Here is a 23,413-nt window from a genome sequence, read left to right as displayed (position 1 = left end):
TCCCACAGGGGAATGCATTGCAAATGTGGGAGGGCGCTTGAGCCTTACCACAGAACCTGGGTCAGACCACCGCCGCACGCCGCTGGACAAACCGATCCACGTACTCATCCGCCGGCGAATGCAGGATCTCCCTCGGCGTGCCGACCTGGATCAGCCTGCCGTCCTTGAGGATCGCGATGCGGTTACCGATACGCACGGCCTCGTCGAGGTCGTGGGTGATGAATACGATGGTCTTGTGCAGGGTCTTTTGCAGCTCGAGCAACTGGTCTTGCATCTCGGCGCGGATCAGCGGGTCGAGGGCGCTGAAGGCTTCGTCCATCAGGATGATGTCGGTGTCAGCGGCCAGGGCGCGGGCCAGGCCGACACGCTGGCGCATGCCACCGGAAAGCTGGTGCGGGTATTTGTTTTCGTAGCCCTTGAGGCCCACGGTTTCGATCCAGTGCAGCGCGCGTTCGGCGCAGACCTGCTTGGTTTCGCCGCGCACCTTGAGGCCGTAGGCGACGTTGTCGAGCACGCTCTTGTGGGGCAGCAGGCCGAAGCTCTGGAACACCATGCTGATCTTGTGCCGACGGAATTGGCGCAGGGCGTCCATGTCCAGTTGCAGGATGTCTTCGCCGTCCACCAGGATCGCGCCGCTGGTGGGGTCGATCAGGCGGTTGAAATGGCGCACCAGCGTGGATTTGCCCGAGCCCGACAGGCCCATGATCACGAAGATCTCGCCGGTGCCGATGCTCAGGGACAAATCGTTCACGCCGACCACGCAGCCGGTCTCGGCCAGCACCTGGTCCTTGGTCTTGCCCTGGCCGACCATCGCCAGTGCCTCCTTGGAGCGGGCGCCGAAGATCTTGAAGACGTTTTTAACTTCGATTTTGCTGACAGTAGTCATTTGCTCGCCTCATGCCGTGGACGACCATAGGCCTGGGTAATGCGGTCGATGACCACGGCGAGAATCACGATCGCCAGCCCGGCTTCGAGGCCACGGCCGACGTTGAGGGTCTGGATGCCGACCAATACGTCTTCACCCAAGCCACGGGCGCCGATCATCGAGGCGATCACTACCATCGACAACGCCATCATGGTGGTCTGGTTGATACCGGCCATGATGCTCGGCAGCGCCAGCGGCAATTGCACGCCGAACAGCTGTTGCCAGCGGTTGGCACCAAAGGCGTTGATGGCTTCCATGACTTCGCCGTCAACCTGGCGAATCCCCAGGTCGGTCAAGCGAATCAGAGGCGGTGCGGCATAGATCACCGTGGCGAAAATCGCCGGCACCTTGCCCAGGCCGAACAGCATCAGCACCGGGATCAGGTACACGAAGCTGGGCATGGTCTGCATGATGTCGAGCAGCGGCATCAACACCGAACGCAGGCGATTGCTGCGCGCCGACAGGATGCCCAGCGGGATGCCGATCAACACCGAGATCACCGTGGCGACCATCATCAGCGCCAGGGTCTGCATCAGCTTGTCCCACAGGCCGACCGCGCCCACCAGGAACAGCAGACCGACGATCACCGCCGTGGTCAGCACCTTGCGGGTGGCATGCCAGGCAACGGCGCCGACGATGGCCAGCATCAGCCACCATGGGGCGGCGCGCAGCAGCCCTTCCAGGTTGACGATGGCCCACAGCAGGGTGTCGGAGATGTGCCGGAACACATCGCCGTAGTTGGTGACCAGTGAATCCACCCAACCGTTGACCCAGTCGGCGATGGAAAACGTAAAACTCTCAGGAAACATAGCGTGCTCTCGATCCAGTGGGTTGTGGCCAGGCGCCCGGCTACCCATGAGGGTAGCCGTGCACACTTGACCTACAAGGCCGCGTCGATTTTCTTGGCTGCCTCGTCGCTCACCCAGGCGTGCCAGACTTCAGGATGTTCCTTGAGGAAAATTTTCGCCAGTTTCGGCGACTCAATGCGCTCCTTGGCCATGCGCCCCAGGTTCTGGTTCAGCAGGTCGATGGGCAGGTTGACTTTTTCCAGCACGGCCACCAGTTCCGGGGCTTGCTCGTGGAAGGTCTTGGACAGGCCGACCTTGATGCTCACGGTCTTATCCACACCGGGTTTTTCTTCCAGCTTGACCAGGTCGACCTGGCCCATCAGCGGGGTTGGCGACCAGTAGTAGAACAGGATCGGCTCGCCACGCTTGTAGCTCGACAGCACCGCCGCATCCAGCGCCGGGCCGGTGCCTGGGCGGAAGTTGGTGTAGGTGCTTTCCAGGCCATAGCTCTTGAGCATTTCGCTGTTGTCCAGCTCGCAGGTCCAGCCGGCCGGGCAGTTGTAGAAACGGCCCTTGGACGGTTCTTCCTGGTCCTTGAACACCGCGGCGTACTTGGCCAGGTCGGCGATGTTTTTCAGGTCCGGCGCCTTGGCTTCCAGCTTGCGCTTGGCGTCGCCTTCGATCACGTAGCGCGGTACGTACCAGCCTTCGACGGCGCCCACCACCGGGGCACCGACACCGACGACTTTGCCGGCCTTCTCGGCCTTGTTCCAGACTTCGCTGCGGCCGACCCACTCTTCGGCAAACACTTGGATGTCGTTGCTGCTCAAGGCGTTTTCCATGGTGATGGAGTTGCCCGGCAGGCTGTCGGTTTTGCAGTCGTAGCCTTTTTCCAGCACGGTTTGCAGGATGTCGGTGAGCAACATGCCGCTTTCCCAGTTCAGGCCGGCGAATTTCACCGGTTTGCCGGATTCACACCAACCGGCCGCCTGGGCGCCAGCAGTGGCCAGCAAGCCCGCGGAAAACACGGTGGCCAACAGGGTCTTATGCATTTTCATTGTTGTGACGCTCCCAAATCTTGAAATGGATTACGGCAGTCAGTAGGCATCCTGCCCTGTCCACGTCCCATCAGGCCTGTGCAACCAGCCCGTTTGTCGTCGTCGGTGCAGCGCCCTGCTCTGTCGGCAGGGTCAGGTGTTCAGGCGTTGCGCGAGGCCACTTTTTCGCCGCCCAGTAATAGAGCGCGGCGGGAAGAACCAGGCCGATGATCCAGGAAATATCCACATCCCCCAGGGCCGCCACCAGGGGACCGGTGTAGAACTTGGTGGAGATGAACGGCAATTGCACCAGCACACCGAAGACATACACGCTGATACCGAGCAGGTTCCAACGGCCATAGCGCCCGTTCGGATCGGCCAGCGCCGGCACGTCGTAGCGATCGCGGGTGATGCAGTAGTAGTCGACCAGGTTGATCGCGCTCCATGGGGTAAAAAACGCCAGCAGGAACAGGATGAAGGACTTGAACGCCCCCAGGAACGAGTGCTGCCCGAGCAAGGCGATCAGGGTCGCCGTACCGACGATGGCCAGTACGAAAAACAGGCGCTGCAAGCGCGTGACCTCGAGGCGACCGCGAAAGCCGCTGATGATCGTGGCAATGCACATGAAGCTGCCGTAGGAGTTCAGCGTGGAGATGGTGACCTTGCCGAACGCGATGCTGAAATACAGCAGCGCCGCAGTGGCTCCGGTACCGCCCAGGCCGACGATGTAGGCCACTTCGTGACCGGCAAATTGCCCGTTGGACATGGCCGCGGCAAACACGCCGAGGATCATCGCCACCTGCGCGCCAACCACCGAACCTGCGCCTGCGGCAAGAAAGGTTTTCAGCGAGGACGTGTTGCTCGGCAGGTAGCGTGAATAGTCCGCCACGTACGGGCCGAAGGCGATTTGCCAGGAGGCCGCGAGCGACACCGCCAGCAGGAAGCTGCTCCAGCTGAAGTGGCGGATTTGCAGGAGTGCGCCGACATCGGCCTGGCTCATCAGACGGCTGAACAGGTAGACAAAGGCAATCACGCCAATGACGCTGGCAACGCGGCCGATGAAGTGGATCACCCGGTAACCGAGCACCGTGACCAGCACGATGACACTGGCGAAGATCAGGATCCCGACGCTGTCGCTGACACCAAACAACTGGCCCAGGGCCTGGCCGGAAAGCACGGTGCCGGTTGCGGTGAAACCGAGGTACATCAGGCAGACCAGCACGATCGGGATCGCCGCGCCGTACACACCGAACTGCACCCGGCTGGAGATCATCTGCGGCAGGCCCAGCCTGGGCCCTTGCGCCGCATGCAACGCCATGACGCCGCCGCCCAGCAGTTGACCGATCAACAGACCGAGCAACGACCAGAACACATCACCGCCCAGCACCACGGCCAGGGCCCCGGTGACGATCGCCGTGATCTGCAGGTTGGCACCCAGCCACAGGGTGAACTGGCTCAATAGACGACCGTGTCTTTCCGCTTCCGGGATGTAGTCGATCGAACGCCTTTCGATCAACGGGGTGGTGTCGTTTGCAGCCATGTGTATTCAACCTCTGATGGATTGTCCTGGGTTCGCCGCCATCGGGGGCAAGCCCCCTCCCACATCGGGTTACTTGATCATTGGAAGATTGAGGCCCTGCTCTTTGGCGCAGTCGATGGCGATCTGGTAACCAGCGTCTGCGTGACGCATCACACCGGTGGCCGGGTCGTTGTGCAGCACGCGGGCAATGCGCTCGGCCGCTTCGTCGGTACCGTCACAGACGATGACCATGCCGGAGTGCTGGGAGAAGCCCATGCCCACGCCGCCGCCGTGGTGCAACGAAACCCAGGTCGCGCCGCTGGCGGTGTTGAGCAAGGCGTTGAGCAACGGCCAGTCGGACACGGCGTCGGAACCGTCCTGCATGGATTCGGTTTCGCGGTTGGGGCTGGCGACCGAGCCGGAGTCCAGGTGGTCACGACCGATTACCACCGGTGCCGACAGCTCGCCGCTGCGCACCATCTCGTTGAACGCCAGGCCGAGCTTGGCGCGTTGGCCCAGGCCGACCCAGCAGATACGCGCCGGCAGGCCCTGGAAGCTGATGCGCTCGCGCGCCATGTCCAGCCAGTTGTGCAGGTGGGCGTCGTCGGGGATCAGCTCTTTGACTTTGGCGTCGGTCTTGTAGATGTCCTGCGGGTCGCCCGACAGCGCAGCCCAGCGGAACGGGCCGATGCCACGGCAGAACAGCGGGCGGATGTACGCCGGTACGAAGCCTGGGAAGTCGAAGGCGTTTTCCACGCCCTCTTCCTGGGCCATCTGGCGGATGTTGTTGCCGTAGTCGAAGGTCGGGATGCCTTGCTTCTGGAATTCCAGCATGGCTTTGACGTGCACCGCCATCGACTGCTTGGCGGCCTTGATCACGGCAGCCGGTTCGGTCTTGGCGCGGGCGCGGTATTCGTCCCAGGTCCAGCCGGCCGGCAGGTAACCGTTGAGCGGGTCATGGGCGCTGGTCTGGTCGGTGACCATGTCCGGGCGTACGCCACGCTTGACCAGTTCCGGCAGGATTTCAGCGGCGTTACCCAGCAGCGCAATGGAGATGGCCTTGCCTTCCTTTGTGTACTTGGCGATGCGGGCCAGGGCGTCGTCGAGGTCGGTGGCTTGCTCATCGACGTAGCGGCTGTTGAGGCGGAAATCGATGCTGACCTGCTGGCACTCGATATTCAGCGAGCACGCGCCGGCCAGTGTCGCGGCCAGAGGCTGGGCACCGCCCATGCCGCCGAGGCCGGCGGTGAGGACCCAACGGCCCTTGAGGTTTGAATCGTAGTGCTGGCGACCGGCTTCGACGAAGGTTTCGTAGGTGCCCTGGACGATGCCCTGGCTGCCGATGTAGATCCAGCTGCCGGCGGTCATCTGGCCGTACATGGCCAGGCCCTTGGCATCCAGTTCGTTGAAGTGCTCCCAACTGGCCCAGTGCGGCACCAGGTTGGAGTTGGCGATCAGCACGCGTGGGGCATTGCTGTGGGTCTTGAACACGCCGACCGGCTTGCCGGACTGCACCAGCAGGGTTTCATCGTCATTCAGGTGGGTGAGGCTCTCGACGATCTGGTCGTAGCACTCCCAGTTGCGCGCTGCACGGCCGATACCGCCGTACACCACCAGTTCCTTGGGGTTCTCAGCCACTTGGGGGTCGAGGTTGTTCATCAGCATGCGCAGCGGCGCTTCAGTCAGCCAGCTTTTGGCGGTGAGCTTGTTACCGCGGGCGGCGCGGATTTCGACGTCACGGTATTTTGTAGGCTTGGTCACAACAAGAACTCCTCGGCGATCGATGCGCGAACATGGATGGTGCGAAGGAGAGTCTTACGCACACATCTTTACTTGTACATACAAGCATATGCAATCAAGCGGCCAACTTTCTGAGGAAGGTATTCGGATTTTTCTGAAAAGCGCGTACGAGCCTTGGAAATCAGGGCTTCGAGGCGTGATGAAATTTCTTGCGAAGGGGTTTTATAGCGAAGGAGGTGTGTCACGACAGCGCGGCTTTGCGCCACGCTGGGGCGTTCGGTAACAAATTGGTGCGAGACCTGGAAACAGATCGCAAGAACAGTGAGAAACAAATGTGGGAGGGGGCTTGCTCCCGATTGCGGTGTGTCAGCCCAGGATATACCCACTCATCCACCGCTATCGGGAGCAAGCCCCCTCCCACATTTTTTAACCCCGCGGGGTCAGTTCGATAATGCAGCAGCGACCCGTGACGGAAATATCCAGCAGACCGCTGTTACCGTCCACTTGCAGGCAATCGTGATGGCCCAGTACCTCGTCCAGCACCTTCACTTCATCCGCCACGCTGAACACCAGCACCGTCTGCGCCGTAGTAAAGAACCGCTGTACACCATCCACCCACTGCAACCGCGCATGGTAACGCTGGGGCGAGTAGATCAGGTTGAAGTCGCGGATCGGCCCGGTAATCAAGCGGCATGAAACCTGGCTGTCGCCCTTGAAGGCGAACGGTTGCAGCGGTAACAACCCGCGCTGCTCCTCACCATCCACGATCAGCACCATGCCTGCGCCTTTGATCACGGTGATCACGCGCTGGTAGCCGGCAAAGGTGGAAAACCCGCCAGACTCGCCGATATCGGCAATCGACAGGCGCCAGCCGAAGCCTTCCAGGCCCTCGCCGGCATCGCGGGTGATTTCTTCAGTACTGCCGCCGCCGTTTTTCCACGGCATGCGCACGTAATCGGCGGCGCGCCAGACTTTTACTGCACTCATTTACTGAACCGTCCTTCCAGGCTGTGGCGGGAACCGGGGTGGATCAAACGCGCGGCAGTCACCGGCTGACGGCCGGACCAGGTACGCCGGCGAATCAACAGGCACGGCTCGCTCGGCTCGATCTGCAGCAACTTGCACTCGGCAACGTCGGCGAGAATCGCTTCGACCACGTGCTCGCCCTCTGTCAACGGCGCCACCTGGTTGAGATAGGCATAGGGGGTTTGCAGGGTGAAGTCCTGTTGCAGGTATTCCGGCGCGACCAGGGCGTTGACGAAACGGTCCTCGATTTGCACGGGAATATCGTTTTCGTAATGCACGATCAGCGAGTGGAACACCCGCCCGCCTTCACGCATTTCCAGGGCGACGGCGCGTTCGGAACCGGCAGCCTCTTCGCCCAGGGTGATGACCTGGCAGGTATGCCGATGACCGCGGGAGGCGATCTCATCGGCAATGTTGTGCACTTCAAACAGCGCCGACTGGCTCTTGGGCTCGGCGACGAACGTGCCGACGCCTTGCATGCGCACCAGCAAACCTTCGGCAGTAAGCTCACGCAGCGCGCGGTTGATGGTCATGCGGCTGAAGCCCAACTGGCTGACCAGTTCGCTCTCCGACGGTACGCGGTAATGGGGCGGCCAGTTGCCGTTGAGGATCTGCTGGCTGATCATCTGTTTGACGCGGGCATACAAGGGCGCCGGACTTTCGTCCATATGGGCAGCCAGTGAAGACTTGGCGGGCGGAGTCGGCACAGGGAATCCTTGCAAGGGGAAAAGATGCATAGATTGCCGGAGTTTACCGAGCAGGCAAACGTCTGTATATGTATATACAAATAAACACACGACCGGGGTGCTCTAATCATGTCCGCTTTCTTTGCCGAACGCGCGCTGCTGCCTAGTGGATGGGCCAACGATGTACGTCTTGAAGTCAGCGCCGATGGCCTGCTGACACAGGTTGAGGCCAACGCCAGCGCAGCCGGTGCCGAACGGCTCAGGGGCCCGGTATTGGCGGGCATGCCGAACCTGCACTCCCACGCCTTTCAGCGCGCCATGGCGGGGTTGGCCGAAGTAGCCGGCAACCCGAATGACAGTTTCTGGACCTGGCGCGACCTGATGTACCGCATGGTCGGCAAGATCAGCCCGGAGCAACTGCAGGTGATCGCGCGGCAGTTGTATATCGAGATGCTCAAGGCCGGCTACACCTCGGTGGCCGAATTCCACTACGTGCATCATGACGTCAGCGGTCAGCCGTACGCCGACCGTACGGAACTGTCGCGGCAGATCAGCCACGCGGCCGCCAGCAGCGGTATTGGCCTGACCTTGGTGCCCGTGCTCTACACCCACTCGGGTTTTGGCGGGCAGGCGCCGAACGAAGGCCAGCGACGGTTTATCAACAGCACCGAAAACTACCTGGACCTGCAGGCGCACCTCAAACCGATCCTCGCGGCGCAACCGGCGCAGCAACTGGGCTTGTGCTTCCACTCCCTGCGCGCGGTTACGCCACAGCAGATCAATGAGGTATTGGCCGCCAGCGACAAGACGTGCCCGGTGCATATCCATATCGCCGAACAGCAAAAGGAAGTCGACGACTGCCTGGCCTGGAGCGGCAAACGCCCGTTGCAATGGCTGTACGACAACGTCGAGGTCGATGAACGTTGGTGCCTGGTGCACGCGACCCACGCCAACCCGGAAGAAGTGACGCGCATGGCCAAGAGCCGCGCAATTGCCGGTTTGTGCCTGACCACCGAGGCGAATCTGGGCGACGGGATTTTCCCGGCCGTGGATTATCTCGCCCAGGACGGACGCCTGGGCATCGGTTCCGACAGCCATGTGTCCCTGAGCGTGGTGGAAGAACTGCGGTGGCTGGAATACGGCCAACGCCTGCGCGATCAACGGCGCAACCGCTTGTATCGCAGCGATCAGCCGATGGTCGGGCGTACGTTGTTCGAGGCGGCGCTGGACGGTGGCGCACAGGCGCTGGGGCAGCCGATCGGTCGACTGGAAGTGGGCAAGCGTGCGGATTGGATCGTGCTGGACGGTAATGATCCTTACCTGGCGACAGCCACCGAAGACGCGATTCTCAACCGTTGGCTGTTCGCTGGGGGTGATCGGCAGGTGCGCGATGTGCTGGTCAACGGCAAGTGGGTCGTGCGCGATGGGCGACATGCTGGCGAGGAAGACAGCAGCCGAGCGTTCACGCAGGTCTTGAGGGATTTGTTGGGCTGACTAATGTGGAAGGGGCTTGCCCCCTCCCACATTTAATTGATGGGGTTTTCGCGTTACTGCGAAGTCTTCGCCATCTGCTTATCCGACGTACGCCAGATCAACCGCGTGGTGTCATACCCTTGCTGCCGCGCCCTGCTCAACAGGTCTTCGCGGGTGTCCGCGCTGACCGTCGGCGTGCGTGACAGGATCCACATATAGCGCCGGCTCGGGCTGCCGACGATGGCGGTCTTGTAGTCATCGCTGACGTACAGCACCCAGTAATCGCCCTTGGCGACGCCTGGCAGCAGCGATGTAAACCAGTTGTTGAATTCCACCCAGAGCTTGTCGGTCTTGCCAGGCACCTGCGGCGTGGCCGTGCCCTTGGCTTCTTCCCACTTCCACTCGGTGGTGAGGCAGCGGTTGAATACCGACATATCGCCATCAGGCAGCAATGTGTAGCGGGCTTCGGACTGCGCGCAGTTACGCTGGAAGTACATCGGCAATCGGGCCAACTCATACCAGGTGCCCTGGTAACGCTTCAGGTTGACGTTGCTCGCTGTCTTGGGTTGCAGATCATCGCCAGAATGGCTGGCGCAGCCCGCCAAAAACAGGCTGGCGCAAAGGAACAAAACAAAACGCATCATTCTTCTTCTCCCGCAGGCTTTCGCCCCGGTTTACTTCAGGCCTTGCCCGGAAAACATCAGAACTTTGTCACCGGCATATTGAACGCTGATAAAGCTGTTTTTATCGCCCCATGTGCAGCTGGACATGCCCAGTGCGCCGGAACAATCGGTCGGCTTGCCCAGCAGCGACTCCACCTCGGCCTTAGGCATGCCGGCCGACAACTTTGCGTAGTTTTCTTGATTGACCTTGCTGCAAGCGGCCAACAGCACGCAAAAAGCCAGCAAAGCGAGACGGCGTAACGACATGGAATAACTCCTGGAGGGACGAAGCAGCTTGGGTATCTGCCAGAAGCTTAGAAGGGAAAAGGGGTGTCTGGTTCCCGACGAACGAAAACAAAAAAGCCCCGAAAACGCTGAAACGTTTCGGGGCTTCTTTAAGGGTGAACCGGCTCACAACAACGCCGTTCACTTATCGCCGCAGCTTACTTCTTGTGGTAGGCGGTCACACGCTCAACTTCTTCCTTGGAACCCAGGAACACCGCCACACGCTGGTGCAAGCCGTCGGGCTGGATGTCGAGGATGCGCTGGTGGCCGTCGGTGGACGCACCGCCCGCCTGCTCGACCAGGAAGGACATCGGATTGGCTTCGTACATCAGGCGCAGTTTGCCCGGCTTGGACGGCTCGCGGCTGTCACGTGGGTACATGAACAGGCCGCCACGGGTCAGGATACGGTGTACGTCGGCCACCATCGCCGCGACCCAACGCATGTTGAAGTTCTTCTTCAACGGGCCTTCTTCGCCTTCCATCAACTCGTTCACGTAGCGCTTGACCGGTTCTTCCCAGTGGCGCTGGTTGGACATGTTGATCGCGAATTCCTGGGTGGAAGCCGGAATGGTGATGTCTTCGTGGGTGAGGACGAAGCTGCCCATTTCACGGTCCAGGGTGAAGCCCTTGACGCCATCGCCCAGGGTCAGCACCAGCATGGTCTGTGGGCCGTAGATCGCGTAGCCGGCAGCGACCTGCTCGGTGCCTGGCTGCAGGAAGGCCTTTTCGTTCAGGGCTTCGTTCTGGCTCAGGTATTCGTTCGGGCAACGCAGTACCGAGAAGATGGTGCCAACCGGGGCGTTGATGTCGATGTTGGAAGAACCGTCCAGTGGATCGAACACCAGCAGGTAGGCGCCTTTCGGGTATTTGCCCGGGATCTGGTAGGCATTGTCCATTTCTTCGGACGCCATGCCGGCCAGGTGACCGCCCCATTCGTTGGCTTCGAGCAGGATTTCGTTGGAAATCACGTCGAGCTTCTTCTGCACTTCGCCCTGCACGTTTTCAGTGCCCATGCTGCCCAGGACACCACCCAATGCGCCTTTGGACACGGCGTGGCTGATTTCCTTGCAAGCACGCGCCACCACTTCGATAAGGAAGCGCAGATCGGCAGGCGTGTTGTTGCTGCGGGTCTGCTCAATCAAATAGCGACTCAAGGTAACGCGGGACATGGAAGGCTCCGATGAAGGGGGGGCTAAAAACCCGCGCAGTTTAACGCGAGTCGGGGCGTATTTCCTCCTATCAGAGGATTTAAACCCAATAGAGTTCATGGACTTTATTTAACGTGCCACCGGCGGCTTGCGCAGCAAACTGTAGGCCATGCCTCCCAGCGCCGCCACGCCGAGCAGTAATACGGCCCAGAGTCCGAGTTTTTTCCAGTTCGGCCCGCTGTCGACAGCCGCCGGGACCGGTGGCGAAGTGACTGCGACGGCCCCGGCCACCTTGGCTTGTCCCAAGGTGTTGAGGCGCTCGGCGGTGTAATCCGGGATCAGCGTCGACAACGGCAGGTTCGCCGCCTTCACCGAGGCATTCCCCAGCGCCAGCGTGAACGGCGGCTCGCCCCGCGCCAGGAACACCAACTGCGTGGCGCGCACCGCGAAGCGCAGGGCCGGCGCTTCGACGCCCAGGCCGCCGCCGCGCTCGTCGACCTGCAACTTGAGTTCGGTGACCGTCTGGCCGGGCAGTTGCAACTCGTCCTGCACCACGTCCTGTCCATTCTGGGTCAGGCGGTAGAGCAGACCATTGCTCAGCGGCTGCCAGGCTTGATTGCCATCGCGTCGCCCCGCCAAGGTCACCGGCGCCAGCGTATTGGCCTGCTTCAGCTCGACACGCAAGCGTTCGACACCCAGCCCGGTGGGCAACTTCCAAGTGTACTCACCCGCCTTGAGCCGCGTGCCCGAGAGCGGCTGCGACCAAACCAGCGGCAGCGGCAGGCTGCTGCTGGTGGCACTGGCCAACCTGGCCGAGGTCAGCAACGGCGCCGCTTGCCCCTTCCACACCAGGCGCAGGTAACGCACGGACTGGCCCGGCAAACTGACGTCATGCTGCTCGACCCGCTCGTCGGCAAACGACAAACGCGCCACTTGCCCTTCCCCCCAGGATTGCCAGTGCTGCAAGTCATCACTGGCTTCAATGCTGAAGCGCTGGAAGCCCTCCTGCTCGCGGCTCCAGTCCAGGCTCAACTGCTGCAACGGCGCCTTGATTTTACTGGCATCGAGCACCCAGCCACGCAGCACCTGCTTGCCGGGCTTGGGTGCGGTGGACGGTTTGATTTCCACCAGGGTGCCTTCGGCCGTGGTTTTCATCACCACACCGGGCAAGGTTGCCTGGGTGTCGGCGGCGTAGAGCGGGAACCACTTCACGTCGGCGACTTCACGACTTTCGGTGCGTTGCGACGCTTGACGCGCCAGCGCGTAGGCCTGGGGTTCACCGGCAGCGTTAAACACGCGCACATCGCTGAGGTCAGCCTGGCGCGCATTCAGTTGCACGGCCAAGGGCAACTCAAGGCGATACCAGGGGCCGTTGCCGCTGACGCTCAGCGGCACCTGGCTGCTGAAGTCGGCCGGCGTTTCCTGCGCCCACGCCGACAACGTCGTACAGATGCCCAGCACGACCACGCTTAACTTACCGATCAAGAGGATGCTCCTTCAGTTTCCAACACAGGTTCGGCACGCTTGGGCGGCAGCGGCGCAAAGTAGCCCACCACCAGCAACAACCCGCCCACGCCGATAAACGACACGATCCGCGCCAGGCCGCCACGGTTGCTCAGCTCGACAAAGAACAGCTTGGCCACCACCACCGCGATCAGCGCCGCGCCGATCAGCCAGACTTCGCGGCGATGGCGCAGGTGGCCACCGATCATCAGGCCGAGGGCGATCAGGGTCCAGACAATCGACAGGCCGGCTTGCACCAACATCGATTCCAGCAACCCATCCAGATGGAACGGCACGCCGCCCCAGTGGTGGGCGGTGCGCATCACCAGGGCCGTAAAGAACGCGAACAGCGAAACACCGGCAATGCCCTGGGCAAGCAATTCGGCACGCGGCCCGCGTTGCGGCGCCACGCTGCGCGACCACAGGTACACGCCCAGCAGCGCAAACAGCAAGCCCAGATCCAGCGGGTTGAGCAACGGCACATAGGGCAACGGCTTGGCCGTGCCGTCACTGAAGGTATTCGCCAGCCAGAACCAGCCCAGCATCAGTACCGCCAAGGGCAGCGCCGCCAACACGCGATATTCCCGTGGATACGCCGACACCGGCCACGGCCAGTTGCGCGGTGCGGCAGCCAGCACCAGGTACAGACTTGGCAGGATCGCCCAGCCCAGCCAGCGCCAGGCGTTGTATTCGCTCGACAGCAACAACAGGCCGTAGCGCAGTTCCAGCGCTAATACGCCGATCAACATCCAGCTACCCAACACATGAGCAATGCTCAGGACGGTTGCCGGCACCAGCGTCGCCAAAAGCCGCAGCGCGATGAAATGCACCCCGAACACCGCCAGCCAGGCCAGCCAGCCGTAGTGCGCTGCCGGGTGGTAATAATTATGCGCAGACACCAGCAATACCATCCCCGCCGCCGGCATCAACACGGTGCAGAGCACGCCCAGCGAGGCCCAGCGCAGCCGCGTCGCGAGCAACGCCCAGATCGCCACGCTGACCGCCGCAATGCCCAGCAGCAGCGAGGCACGCAGCTCAGCGGGAACAAACCGCAGCACTTCAGCGATCAGCGCCAACGCCCACCACGCCGCGCCCCACACCAGCAGCAGGTCAGACAGGCGTTGCAGCTTGAGTACGGCAAACACCGGCGCATGGGGCTCACGTTGCAAGCGCCAGGCGCCGACCAAGGCGGCCAGGCCCAACACCATCGGTGTCCAGAAACCGCTATGTCCCAGCGGACGCAAACCTTCGCTGGTCAGAGGCCCGAGCAGCTCCGGCACCGCCAGCAGGAACGAGGCGCCGCCGATCACCTGCAGCAGCAACCCGAACACGAAACTGACGCGCTGTTGCAGGTACAGGCTCAACCAGATGATCAACAACCCACTGGCCGCCCACACACCGCTGGCGCTTTCCCATGGCAGTACAAACAGCACGGCGAGGTTGATCAGCACCAACCCGGCCAGCAGCACCACAGACAGCCCGCGCAACAGCCGTACATCGCTGCGCACCATATCGTCGCGGGCCGCCAGCAGCATGCCGCCGATCAACGCCAGGCCGATCAACGAGGCGGTGAGCAAGCCGCTCCAGCCTGCATTGAGTACCGCCGCCGAGTCACCGCCTTGCAAGCGCAGCAGGAACAACGCCCCACCCAGCAGTTGCACGGCAAACGCCGTGAACAGGAACGTGCGCGAGCCAATCCGCAAGCCGATAAACAGTGTCGCCAGACCGGCGAGCGCCCAACTGATCGCGGTGCCTTGAGTCAGCAACAGCAGCGGCGCGAGCAGGTACATGAAGGTCAGGCCGAGGCTGGCCAGAACCGGCAGGCCCTTGCGCTCCCACTCTGCCGCCTGCTCCGTCGAGGCCTTGCGCAGTTGGTCAAAACTGAACAGCAACGCCGCGCCCAGCAGCAGCGCCCCCAAGGGAGCGCCCTCCAGCAACGTGTGTTCGCCGACGCGCAATTCACTAAGAAACGCCAGCGCCGAACCCAATTGCAGCAACACGCCAAAGGCGCGCGCCAATGGCCGTTGCTGGCGCAAGCCGAGCCAGAAGATCCCGGCACCTTCCACCGCCCAGGCGGCTGCGGTCCAACGCGCATCGAGGCCTAGGGGAATCGCCAGGCTGGCAAAGATCACCCCCAGAGCCAGGCAGGTTTCCGCCAACAGCAAGGCGCGCCCGCCACTGAGCACGCGGGCCAGGCCCATGTAGAGGATGCCCAGGCCCAGCGCGCTGAACGCAGCGGCGAACTCAAGGTGCTGCACCAGCGCGAACTGCAGGCCAAAACCCACCAGCGGCGGGCCGAACAGCATGCTGCCATCAACGTAATCGCCCTTGGCCGCCGACCAGCGCAACAACGCATCGCGGCCTTCGGGCGCGTCGCCCATCTCCCGCAATTTGCGCCGGGCGAACAACAGGCCGATAGCCAGGTACATCAGGAAGAACAGGATCAGGAACGGCTCGGTACTCCACAGCAGTTCCGGCGTATAGGAACGCATGCCCCAGGCAAAGCCGATACCGAAGGTGCCGACAAAGCCGATCAGGTTGAGCAAGCGCCAGGCCTTGAACCAGGCGATGGCGAGGATACCGGCGTTGAGCAGGGCAAAATAACTGAACAGCGCGACATGATTACCGGCGCCGGTCGACGTGAGGATCGGCGCCGCGAAGCCGCCGAGCGCGGCCGCACAGGCCAGTCCCAACGCATCCTGGGTAATCGCCAGGATCGCCGAGAACACCGTGACCGCCACCAGCAGGCCCAGCGCCGCGCTCGGGTCGATCAACGGGTGCAGGCGCATCGCGGCAAACACCGTCAGGTATAGCACCGCGATCCCGGTGCCTTGCAGCATCAAGCCGTAGTTACTGTTACGCAACCGCAGCCACCAGCCCAGGCCCAACAGGCCAAGGGCCGCCGCGGCAACGCCGGCGTAACGCAGTTCGATCGGCACCACCATGCCTTCGGTGGCGTAGCGCAACAGGAAGGCCAGGCCGAGAAACAGCAGCACCACGCCGACACGCAGCACGGTGTTGCCACCAAACAGCCAATTGCGTGCGCCGCCGATGGCGCGCTCGATCAGGTTGGGGCCACGGGGAGCGGCAGGTTCTTGAGGCGGGCGTGGCGTCGGGGCAGGCGTCCAGACGTCATCCGGCAATGGCTGGCTCGGTTCGGCGACCATGGCGACAGGCGCCAACTCAGCCGGCAGCTCCCACACCAGTTCAGGCGCCTTGGCGACAGGTGCCGCCTCAGGCACAGGCGGCTCGACGATGACAGTGCGTGTCGGTGTGGGTACTTCCAGTTGCCGCAGGCGCTCACCCAGGGCGATCAACGCCTTCTGCGTGGTTTCCAACTGAACAGCCTGTTGCTGCGCCTGGGTCGCCAGCTTCGACAGGCGAATCGCCTGGCCGATGCCCAACCCCAACAGCGCACCGATGCCCGCATCATAGAACGACTCATCGAGCGTCCAGCCGAGCACCAGGCCAATCAGCATGAAAATCCATTGCATGGTCGATATTCCCTAAGCAAACCGGCGCTCAGTATATCGACGCGCAACCAATGTGGGAGGGGGCTTGCTCCCGATAGCGGTGTACCAGTCGACATATTTGTCGACTGACACTCCGTCATCGGGAGCAAGCCCCCTCCCACATTTTGTATTGCGGTGTTTAGTCGAGGGCTTTCCAGATTTCAGTGGCGTACTCGCGGATCGTCCGGTCCGACGAGAACCAGCCCATCCGTGCGGTATTGAGCACCGCCGAACGCCACCACGCCTTGGAATCATGCCAATGCGCTTCGACCCGCGCCTGGGCATCCCAGTAGGAATCGAAGTCGGCGCAGACCAGGAAGCGGTCGTAGTCGATCAACCCGTCGATCAAGCCCACATAGCGGCCCGGATCGTCCGGCGAGAACACCCCGCCCCGAATCGCTTGCAGCACGTCGCTCAGACGATGGGAGGCCGCAATGTCCGGCCCGGCGTTGAACTCACCGGCATGTTTACGCGCCTCGACCTGCTGCGCACTGAGGCCGAAGATAAACATGTGATCGGCCCCCACGCGCTCGTGCATCTCCACGTTGGCGCCGTCCATGGTGCCGATGGTCAGCGCGCCGTTGAGGCCGAACTTCATGTTGCTGGTGCCCGAGGCTTCAAAGCCGGCGGTGGAGATCTGCTCGGACAAGTCCGCCGCCGGGATGATGCTTTCCGCCAGGCTGACGTTGTAGTTGGGCAGGAACACCACCTTGAGCAAGCCGCGTACGGTCGGGTCGTTGTTGACGGTGCGCGCGATGTCGTTGGTCAGCTTGATGATCAACTTGGCCTGGTGATAACTGGCCGCCGCCTTGCCCGCGAAGATCTTCACCCGTGGCACCCAGTCGGTGCCCGGCTCGGCACGGATCGCCTGGTACAGCGCCACGGTGTGCAGCAGGTTGAGCAACTGGCGCTTGTATTCGTGGATACGCTTGACCTGCACGTCGAACATCGCTGCCGGGTTCACCGAAATGCCCAGGCGCTCATGGATGATCTCGGCCAGCGCACGCTTGCTGTGCAGGCGCTGGTCGGCAAAGGCTTTGCGGAAGGTCTGTTTCTCGGCGAAGGTTTCCAGCTCGCCCAGGCGGGTTTCGATGGTGTCGAGAATGTCCGGGCCCAAGGCTTCCACCAGCATATCGGTGAGTTTGGGGTTGGCCTGGTACAGCCAGCGGCGGAAGGTAATGCCGTTGGTCTTGTTGTTGATGCGCTCCGGGTAGAGCTTGTGCAGTTCGGAGAACACCGTGCTGCGCATCAGTTGGGTGTGCAGGCCGGACACGCCGTTGACGCTGTGGGAGCCGAGGAACGCCAGGTTGCCCATGCGCACACGGCGGCCGTTGTCTTCTTCGATCAGGGACACGGCGCGCAGTACGTCGAAGTCATGAATACCCTTGGCGCGCAGCGCATCGATGTGCTGGGCGTTGATCAGGTAGATGATCTGCATGTGCCGGGGCAGCATGCGCTCCATCAGGCCGACCGGCCAGGTTTCCAGGGCTTCGGGCAACAGGGTGTGGTTGGTGTACGACAGGGTTTCGACGGTGACATCCCACGCGGCTTCCCACGGAATGTCGTGCAGGTCGACCAACTGACGCATCAACTCGGCCACGGCGATCGAGGGGTGGGTGTCGTTGAGCTGGATCGCTGCGTGCTCGCCCAGGCTGAGGACCGAGCCGTGCATGTTCTTGTGGCGACGCAACAGGTCTTGCAGCGAGGCGGCGACGAAGAAGTATTCCTGGCGCAGGCGCAGCTCCTGCCCCGCTTCGGTGCTGTCCGCCGGGTAAAGCACTCGGGAGATGCTCTCGGCGCGGGCCACTTCGGCGACGGCGCCCAAGTGGTCACCGGCGTTGAAGCGCTCCAGGTGCAGGTCTTCCACCGCACGGGCACGCCACAGGCGCAAGGTATTCACGCTGGCGCCGCGCCAGCCGACCACCGGGGTGTCGTAGGCAACGGCGCGCACGGTTTCGTTGGGCGTCCACACCTGGATCAGCTTACCGGAGGCATCCGGCAGGGTCTCGACGCTGCCACCGAAGCCGATCGGGTAAATCACCTCGGCCCGCTCGAATTCCCACGGGTTGCCGAAATCCAGCCAGCGTTCGGTCTGTTCCTGCTGCCAGCCATCGACAATCGCCTGGCGGAACAAGCCGTGCTCATAACGAATGCCATAACCGTGGCCGGCGATGCCCAAGGTCGACATGCTTTCCATAAAGCATGCCGCCAGACGGCCGAGGCCGCCGTTGCCAAGCGCCGCGTCGGGCTCCAGCAGGCGAATGCGTTCGAGGTCCACACCCAGCTCGGACAAGGCTTCGCGAGCGATCTCCAGCACGCCGAGGTTGCTCAGGCTGTCGTAGAGCAGGCGCCCGATAAGGAATTCCAGGGAGAGGTAATACACCCGCTTCTGGCCTTTGCGGTAGATACGCCGCGTGTGGTCCATCCAGTGGTCGACCATCTGGTCGCGGGCGGCCAGGGCAATGGCTTCGAACCAGTCATGGTCGAAGGCATGGTCCGGGTCTTTGCCCACCGCGTAGGTGAGTTTGGTCAAGACAGCATCGCGGAATGCGGCTACCTCTGCTTCTCGTGCAAGCGGTTCCTGAGACATCGGTGTGACCTCGGGCGAGATTGAAGGAGTTGCTAGAGCCTAGTCGGTCTGACAGACGGTAGACGCTCTGGTTCGGCAGTTTTTTAACTCATTCACCTTTAATACGCTTTTGATGCAGGGGTCGTGCCCGATCAGCCCACGGCCAGGCCTTTGAGCTGAAATACGCAAAATATTGTTCAAAAAACCACCAATCCCGGTATGATCGCGCGCCCGGATACCGCCCCACCTTTTGGAACCCTGATGAAGCCTCAACTGATCGCCGCCGCGGAACTCGACCGTCTCGAGACTTGGCAGAAATATTCCGCCCATATGTGCGGCGGCTGCGTGTCCAGCTGCTGCACGCTGCCGGTTGAGGTGAAGATCAAGGACCTGATCCGCATTGGCATCGTCGATGAGTTCGAGCGCGGCGACCCGCCGAAGAACATCGCCAAGCGGTTGCAGAAGGAAGGTATCGTCGAGCGCTACAACAACAAATCCGAGATTTTTACCCTGCAGCGCATGAGCAACAACGACTGCCTGTACCTGGATCGTAAGACGCGCTTCTGCACTATTTATGACAAGCGCCCGGATACTTGCCGCAACCACCCGAAGATCGGGCCGCGCCCGGGGTATTGCGCGTACAAGCCGAAGGAAGTGGTGCGCGAGACCAAGTTCAAGACCCTCGACAAGTTCTGATCCGGGTTTTGTGGGGCTCTCAAGGGCCCTATCGGGGGCAAGCCCCCTCCCACATTTTGATCTGTGAACACATTCAAAGGTGGGAGGGGGCTTGCCCCCGATGAGACCAGTACAGCCACCCCAAAATCTGCAGGCATAAAAAAACGCCCCCGGCCTTTCGACCGGGGGCGTTTTTCATTCAGCCTGAGTTAACTCAGTTCTTGGCTTTCTTGGCAGCGCGGGTGCGCTCGCCTTCGTCCAGGATCTTCTTACGCAGGCGGATCGACTTCGGCGTCACTTCGCACAGTTCGTCGTCCTGGATGAATTCCAGGGCCTGTTCCAGGGTGAAGCGAACAGGTGGAACCAGGGCGATGGTTTCGTCTTTACCCGAAGCACGCATGTTGTCGAGCTTCTTGCCTTTGGTTGGGTTGACGCCCATGTCGTTGTCACGGCTGTTCAGGCCAACGATCTGACCGTTGTAGATCTCTTGACCGTGTTCAACGAACAGCTTGCCACGCGCCTGGAGGGTTTCCAGGGAGTAGGTCAGCGCCTTGCCGGTTTCTACCGATACCAGGACACCGTTCTGACGGCCGGACATGTCGCCGGACTTCATGGTGTCGTAGCGATCGAAGATCGAGGTCAGGATGCCAGCACCGTTGGTCAGGGTCAGGAACTGGTTACGGAAACCGATCAGACCACGAGCCGGGATGTTGTATTCCAGACGCACACGGCCTTTGCCATCCGGCACCATGTTGGTCAGGTCGCCCTTACGCAGGCCCATCTCTTCCATGACCTTGCCCTGGGATTCTTCAGGGGTGTCGATGGTGACGTTTTCGAACGGTTCCTGCTTCACGCCGTCAACGGTACGGATGATCACTTCAGGACGACCAACGCCCATTTCGAAGCCTTCGCGACGCATGGTTTCGATCAGTACCGAGAGGTGCAGCTCACCACGGCCGGAAACCTTGAACTTGTCAGCCGAGTCGCCTTCTTCAACGCGCAGTGCAACGTTGTACAGCAGCTCTTTGTCCAGACGTTCCTTGATGTTACGGGAAGTCACGAACTTGCCTTCTTTACCGCAGAAAGGCGAGTCGTTTACCTGGAAGGTCATGGAAACGGTTGGCTCGTCGACGGTCAGAGGCTTCATCGCCTCGACATTGTCCGGCTGGCACAGGGTGTCGGAGATGAACAGCGAGTCCATGCCGCTGACGCACACGATGTCGCCGGCGAAGGCTTCTTCAACGTCGATACGGTGCAGGCCGTGGTGACCCATCAGCTTCAGGATACGACCGTTGCGCTTCTTGCCGTCGGCGCCGATTGCCACAACCGGGGTGTTCGGCTTGACGCTGCCACGGGCGATACGGCCAACGCCGATCACACCCAGGAAGCTGTTGTAGTCCAGTGCCGAGATTTGCATCTGGAACGGGCCGTCACGGTCAACTTTCGGCGCAGGTACGTTGTCGACGATCGACTGGTACAGCGGGGTCATGTCTTCGGCCATGTCGGTGTGGTCCAGACCGGCAATGCCGTTCAGGGCCGAGGCGTAGACGACTTTGAAGTCCAGCTGTTCTTCGGTAGCACCCAGGTTGTCGAACAGGTCGAAGATCTGGTCCAGAACCCAGTCCGGACGCGCGCCCGGACGGTCAACCTTGTTGATGCACACGATCGGACGCAGGCCGGCTTCGAACGCCTTCTTGGTCACGAAACGGGTTTGCGGCATAGGGCCGTCTTGAGCGTCAACCAGCAGCAGAACGGAGTCAACCATCGACATTACGCGTTCTACTTCGCCGCCGAAGTCGGCGTGGCCCGGGGTATCCACGATGTTGATGTGGTAGCCGTTCCAGTTGATGGCGGTGTTTTTTGCCAGGATGGTAATACCGCGCTCTTTTTCCTGGTCGTTGGAGTCCATCACGCGCTCGTCGTTGAGCTCGTTGCGCTCCAGGGTGCCGGATTGACGCAGGAGTTTGTCTACCAGGGTGGTTTTACCATGGTCAACGTGGGCAATGATGGCGATGTTACGTAGATTTTCGATCACTTGTGTATCTCGATCAGAGGATTCGGTGTGCTGACAGGTCGTGGCAGCGATTAACAGTAGAGTCAGGCCTTGCCGTTACAGCTTGACGGCAGAGTCGGGGGGCCGGTGACGCAGGCCACAGGCAAACAGCCCCGGGCTCTTAGCTCGGTCGATAAACGCGCACATTGGCATGCCCCTCACTGAGCAAATGGTGGGCATGCAGGCGACTCATCACGCCTTTGTCGCAATACAGCAGGTACTGACGGCTGTTATCCAGTTCCTTGAAACGCACGTTCAATGCATAAAACGGCAGCGTTTGTACGTCGATGCCGGCGATTTCCAGCGGCTCATCTTCAGTGGCATCCGGGTGACGGATGTCGATGACGATCTGGCCGGCCAGGGCTTCGCTGACTTCTTCGATCTGCACATCCTGGCCCAGTTCATCGATAACACGATCAATCGGGACCAGCTTGGCGTTCTCGAGCGCACGCTCCAGAACCGCCATATCAAACTGTTGTTCTTCGTACTCCACGCGGTTGCGCTTGGCGTGGGTCTTGGGGTTCACCGAAATGACCCCGCAGTATTCAGGCATATGCTTGGCAAAGTCGGCGGTGCCGATTGTTTCTGCCAAGTCGATGATGTCCTGCTTGTGGCTGGCGATCAGCGGGCGCAATACCAGCTTCTCGGTCACGCAGTCGATCAGCGACAGGTTCGGCAGCGTCTGGCTGGAAACCTGGGAAATCGCTTCACCGGTCACCAGCGCGTCGATCTGCAACTGATCGGCGATTCGGGACGCAGCGCGCAACATCATACGCTTCAAAACTACGCCCATATGACTGTTATCGACTTTACCGAGAATTTCGCCCAGCACTTCCTCGAACGGTACGCTCACAAATAGCACGCGCTGGGAGCTGCCGTACTTCTTCCAGATAAAGTGCGCAACTTCCATTACGCCCAATTCGTGTGCACGCCCGCCCAGATTAAAGAAGCAGAAGTGGCTCATCAGGCCGCGGCGCATGATCTGGTAGGCCGCCACCGTGGAATCGAAACCGCCGGACATGAGCACCAGGGTCTGTTCCAGGGCGCCCAGCGGGTAGCCGCCGATGCTGTCGTGCTGGCTGTGAATCACAAACAACCGTTGGTCGCGAATTTCCATGCGCACTTCAATTTGCGGCGCCTTGAGGGAAATTCCGGCGGCGCCGCACTCGCGACGCAGCTTGCTGCCGACGTATTTCTCGACGTCCATGGAGCTGAACGGGTGCTTGCCGGCACGCTTGCAGCGCACCGAAAAAATCTTGCCTTCAAGGCTGTCGCCGAAGTGCCGTTTGCATTTCTCGGTGATGTCGTCGAAGTCCCCCAGCGGGTACTCATCCACCTGCAGGAAATGCGCGATACCCGGCATGCAGCTCAGGCGCTCGGTCATGTCCTTCAAGGCTTTGGCGTCGGTCAGGCGGGTTTCCAGCTCGAGGTTGTCCCACACACCGTTCACCACCACAGCCGGGTCCAGATCGCGGAGCACGGCACGGATGTTCTTGGCCAACTGACGGATGAAACGCATCCGTACCGGTCGGCTCTTGATGGTGATCTCGGGGAAGACTTTAACGATTAATTTCATGGAAACAGCGCGCGCAGGGCCTGCCGAAAAAGGGGGGCGCGGATTATAGCGGAAATCGCTCAAGGTTTAACCAGTTAATATGCACAACACTCGACTCGCACTAAATAGGTGCGTTTACACTCGCGCGCGCCACATTGCGGTGCGCTAATTTCGGGCATTTGTCGCAATGCACCTTTATAGGGGCGTTTTTGGAGCAAAAAACCCATGTTGGCGCACTGGCATGCAATTTGCTCTCT

At 61.4% G+C, this 23,413-nt stretch carries 17 protein-coding genes; 2 read left to right on the top strand and 15 right to left on the bottom strand.

Annotated features, from left to right (window positions below; genetic code table 11):
• Positions 1-61: 61 nt before the first annotated feature.
• The 7 genes from J3D60_RS23275 to hutC form a co-directional block, all read right to left on the bottom strand.
• The gene (locus tag J3D60_RS23275) at positions 62-886 is read right to left on the bottom strand and encodes a glycine betaine/L-proline ABC transporter ATP-binding protein (protein ID WP_051429333.1); all 825 of its coding nucleotides are present in this window, start codon (positions 884-886) and stop codon (positions 62-64) included.
• A complete protein-coding gene (locus tag J3D60_RS23270) occupies positions 883-1,734 on the bottom strand; it encodes a proline/glycine betaine ABC transporter permease (RefSeq protein ID WP_027605053.1) in 852 nt (283 codons plus the stop codon). The genes J3D60_RS23275 and J3D60_RS23270 overlap by 4 nt, the downstream gene beginning before the upstream one ends.
• Before the next feature lie 71 nt (positions 1,735-1,805).
• Positions 1,806-2,771, bottom strand: a complete 966-nt coding sequence (locus tag J3D60_RS23265; protein WP_027605054.1) for an ABC transporter substrate-binding protein — start codon at positions 2,769-2,771, stop codon at positions 1,806-1,808.
• Between the two features lie 70 nt (positions 2,772-2,841).
• Positions 2,842-4,290 (bottom strand): cytosine permease, encoded by a 1,449-nt coding sequence (locus J3D60_RS23260; RefSeq protein WP_027605055.1) that lies wholly within the window; start codon positions 4,288-4,290, stop codon positions 2,842-2,844.
• 69 nt (positions 4,291-4,359) lie between these two features.
• Positions 4,360-6,030 carry a urocanate hydratase gene (hutU, locus tag J3D60_RS23255; protein ID WP_065940753.1) on the bottom strand — a complete coding sequence of 557 codons (1,671 nt, stop codon included), beginning with the start codon at positions 6,028-6,030 and terminating at the stop codon, positions 4,360-4,362.
• A 405-nt stretch (positions 6,031-6,435) separates the two neighbouring features.
• Positions 6,436-6,996 carry a HutD family protein gene (locus J3D60_RS23250; protein WP_253492966.1) on the bottom strand — a complete coding sequence of 187 codons (561 nt, stop codon included), beginning with the start codon at positions 6,994-6,996 and terminating at the stop codon, positions 6,436-6,438.
• A complete protein-coding gene (gene hutC, locus J3D60_RS23245) occupies positions 6,993-7,772 on the bottom strand; it encodes a histidine utilization repressor (RefSeq protein WP_169899740.1) in 780 nt (259 codons plus the stop codon). The genes J3D60_RS23250 and hutC overlap by 4 nt, the downstream gene beginning before the upstream one ends.
• Positions 7,773-7,850: 78 nt before the next feature.
• Here hutC and J3D60_RS23240 point away from each other — a divergent pair, with 78 nt between their 5' ends.
• On the top strand, positions 7,851-9,215 hold the full coding sequence (locus tag J3D60_RS23240) for a formimidoylglutamate deiminase (RefSeq protein ID WP_253492964.1): 1,365 nt from the start codon (positions 7,851-7,853) through the stop codon (positions 9,213-9,215).
• 53 nt (positions 9,216-9,268) lie between these two features.
• On the opposite strand, the gene J3D60_RS23235 is transcribed toward J3D60_RS23240, so the two are convergent.
• The 6 genes from J3D60_RS23235 to J3D60_RS23210 all read right to left on the bottom strand — a co-directional run bounded on the left by J3D60_RS23235 (position 9,269) and on the right by J3D60_RS23210 (position 18,894).
• Complete coding sequence (locus J3D60_RS23235) at positions 9,269-9,838, bottom strand: lipocalin family protein (RefSeq protein WP_027605060.1); 570 nt, start codon at positions 9,836-9,838, stop codon at positions 9,269-9,271.
• Between the two features lie 30 nt (positions 9,839-9,868).
• Complete coding sequence (locus J3D60_RS23230; protein ID WP_027605061.1) at positions 9,869-10,123, bottom strand: hypothetical protein; 255 nt, start codon at positions 10,121-10,123, stop codon at positions 9,869-9,871.
• Positions 10,124-10,299: 176 nt separating this feature from the next.
• Positions 10,300-11,310: a class 1 fructose-bisphosphatase gene (locus tag J3D60_RS23225; protein WP_027605062.1), complete on the bottom strand. Its 1,011-nt coding sequence runs from the start codon at positions 11,308-11,310 to the stop codon at positions 10,300-10,302.
• 108 nt (positions 11,311-11,418) lie between these two features.
• The gene (locus J3D60_RS23220; RefSeq protein ID WP_253494030.1) at positions 11,419-12,771 is read right to left on the bottom strand and encodes a DUF3999 domain-containing protein; all 1,353 of its coding nucleotides are present in this window, start codon (positions 12,769-12,771) and stop codon (positions 11,419-11,421) included.
• Entirely contained in the window at positions 12,771-16,286 is a 3,516-nt protein-coding gene (locus tag J3D60_RS23215; RefSeq protein WP_253492962.1) for a DUF2339 domain-containing protein, read from the bottom strand. Before J3D60_RS23215 ends, J3D60_RS23220 begins: the two co-directional genes overlap by 1 nt.
• A gap of 157 nt (positions 16,287-16,443) precedes the next feature.
• Positions 16,444-18,894, bottom strand: a complete 2,451-nt coding sequence (locus J3D60_RS23210) for a glycogen/starch/alpha-glucan phosphorylase (protein ID WP_027605065.1) — start codon at positions 18,892-18,894, stop codon at positions 16,444-16,446.
• Between the two features lie 240 nt (positions 18,895-19,134).
• Here J3D60_RS23210 and J3D60_RS23205 point away from each other — a divergent pair, with 240 nt between their 5' ends.
• Positions 19,135-19,569, top strand: coding sequence for a YkgJ family cysteine cluster protein (locus tag J3D60_RS23205; RefSeq protein ID WP_024072902.1), 435 nt, complete (start codon positions 19,135-19,137; stop codon positions 19,567-19,569).
• A gap of 193 nt (positions 19,570-19,762) precedes the next feature.
• On the opposite strand, the gene typA is transcribed toward J3D60_RS23205, so the two are convergent.
• Both typA and thiI read right to left on the bottom strand, forming a co-directional pair.
• A complete protein-coding gene (typA, locus tag J3D60_RS23200; RefSeq protein ID WP_253492960.1) occupies positions 19,763-21,583 on the bottom strand; it encodes a translational GTPase TypA in 1,821 nt (606 codons plus the stop codon).
• Positions 21,584-21,722: 139 nt separating this feature from the next.
• Positions 21,723-23,177 carry a tRNA uracil 4-sulfurtransferase ThiI gene (gene thiI / locus J3D60_RS23195; RefSeq protein ID WP_253492958.1) on the bottom strand — a complete coding sequence of 485 codons (1,455 nt, stop codon included), beginning with the start codon at positions 23,175-23,177 and terminating at the stop codon, positions 21,723-21,725.
• Positions 23,178-23,413: the final 236 nt, after the last annotated feature.

The organism is Pseudomonas sp. S3E17, from assembly GCF_024168685.1.
Taxonomy (GTDB): domain Bacteria; phylum Pseudomonadota; class Gammaproteobacteria; order Pseudomonadales; family Pseudomonadaceae; genus Aquipseudomonas; species Aquipseudomonas marginalis.
The sequence above is the reverse complement of the archived record's forward strand: the minus strand, read 5'-3'. Positions and strand labels throughout refer to the sequence as shown.

Bases quoted from the DNA above. Each gene is read 5' to 3' on its own strand.
- J3D60_RS23240 (WP_253492964.1), top strand. From the start codon at position 7,851: ATGTCCGCTTTCTTTGCCGAACGCGCGCTGCTGCCTAGTGGATGGGCC.
- J3D60_RS23275 (WP_051429333.1), bottom strand. From the start codon at position 886: ATGACTACTGTCAGCAAAATCGAAGTTAAAAACGTCTTCAAGATCTTC.
- J3D60_RS23265 (WP_027605054.1), bottom strand. From the start codon at position 2,771: ATGAAAATGCATAAGACCCTGTTGGCCACCGTGTTTTCCGCGGGCTTG.
- J3D60_RS23205 (WP_024072902.1), top strand. From the start codon at position 19,135: ATGAAGCCTCAACTGATCGCCGCCGCGGAACTCGACCGTCTCGAGACT.
- J3D60_RS23230 (WP_027605061.1), bottom strand. From the start codon at position 10,123: ATGTCGTTACGCCGTCTCGCTTTGCTGGCTTTTTGCGTGCTGTTGGCC.
- J3D60_RS23260 (WP_027605055.1), bottom strand. From the start codon at position 4,290: ATGGCTGCAAACGACACCACCCCGTTGATCGAAAGGCGTTCGATCGAC.
- J3D60_RS23215 (WP_253492962.1), bottom strand. From the start codon at position 16,286: ATGCAATGGATTTTCATGCTGATTGGCCTGGTGCTCGGCTGGACGCTC.
- J3D60_RS23250 (WP_253492966.1), bottom strand. From the start codon at position 6,996: ATGAGTGCAGTAAAAGTCTGGCGCGCCGCCGATTACGTGCGCATGCCG.
- J3D60_RS23210 (WP_027605065.1), bottom strand. From the start codon at position 18,894: ATGTCTCAGGAACCGCTTGCACGAGAAGCAGAGGTAGCCGCATTCCGC.
- J3D60_RS23270 (WP_027605053.1), bottom strand. From the start codon at position 1,734: ATGTTTCCTGAGAGTTTTACGTTTTCCATCGCCGACTGGGTCAACGGT.
- hutC (WP_169899740.1), bottom strand. From the start codon at position 7,772: ATGCATCTTTTCCCCTTGCAAGGATTCCCTGTGCCGACTCCGCCCGCC.
- J3D60_RS23235 (WP_027605060.1), bottom strand. From the start codon at position 9,838: ATGATGCGTTTTGTTTTGTTCCTTTGCGCCAGCCTGTTTTTGGCGGGC.
- J3D60_RS23225 (WP_027605062.1), bottom strand. From the start codon at position 11,310: ATGTCCCGCGTTACCTTGAGTCGCTATTTGATTGAGCAGACCCGCAGC.
- thiI (WP_253492958.1), bottom strand. From the start codon at position 23,177: ATGAAATTAATCGTTAAAGTCTTCCCCGAGATCACCATCAAGAGCCGA.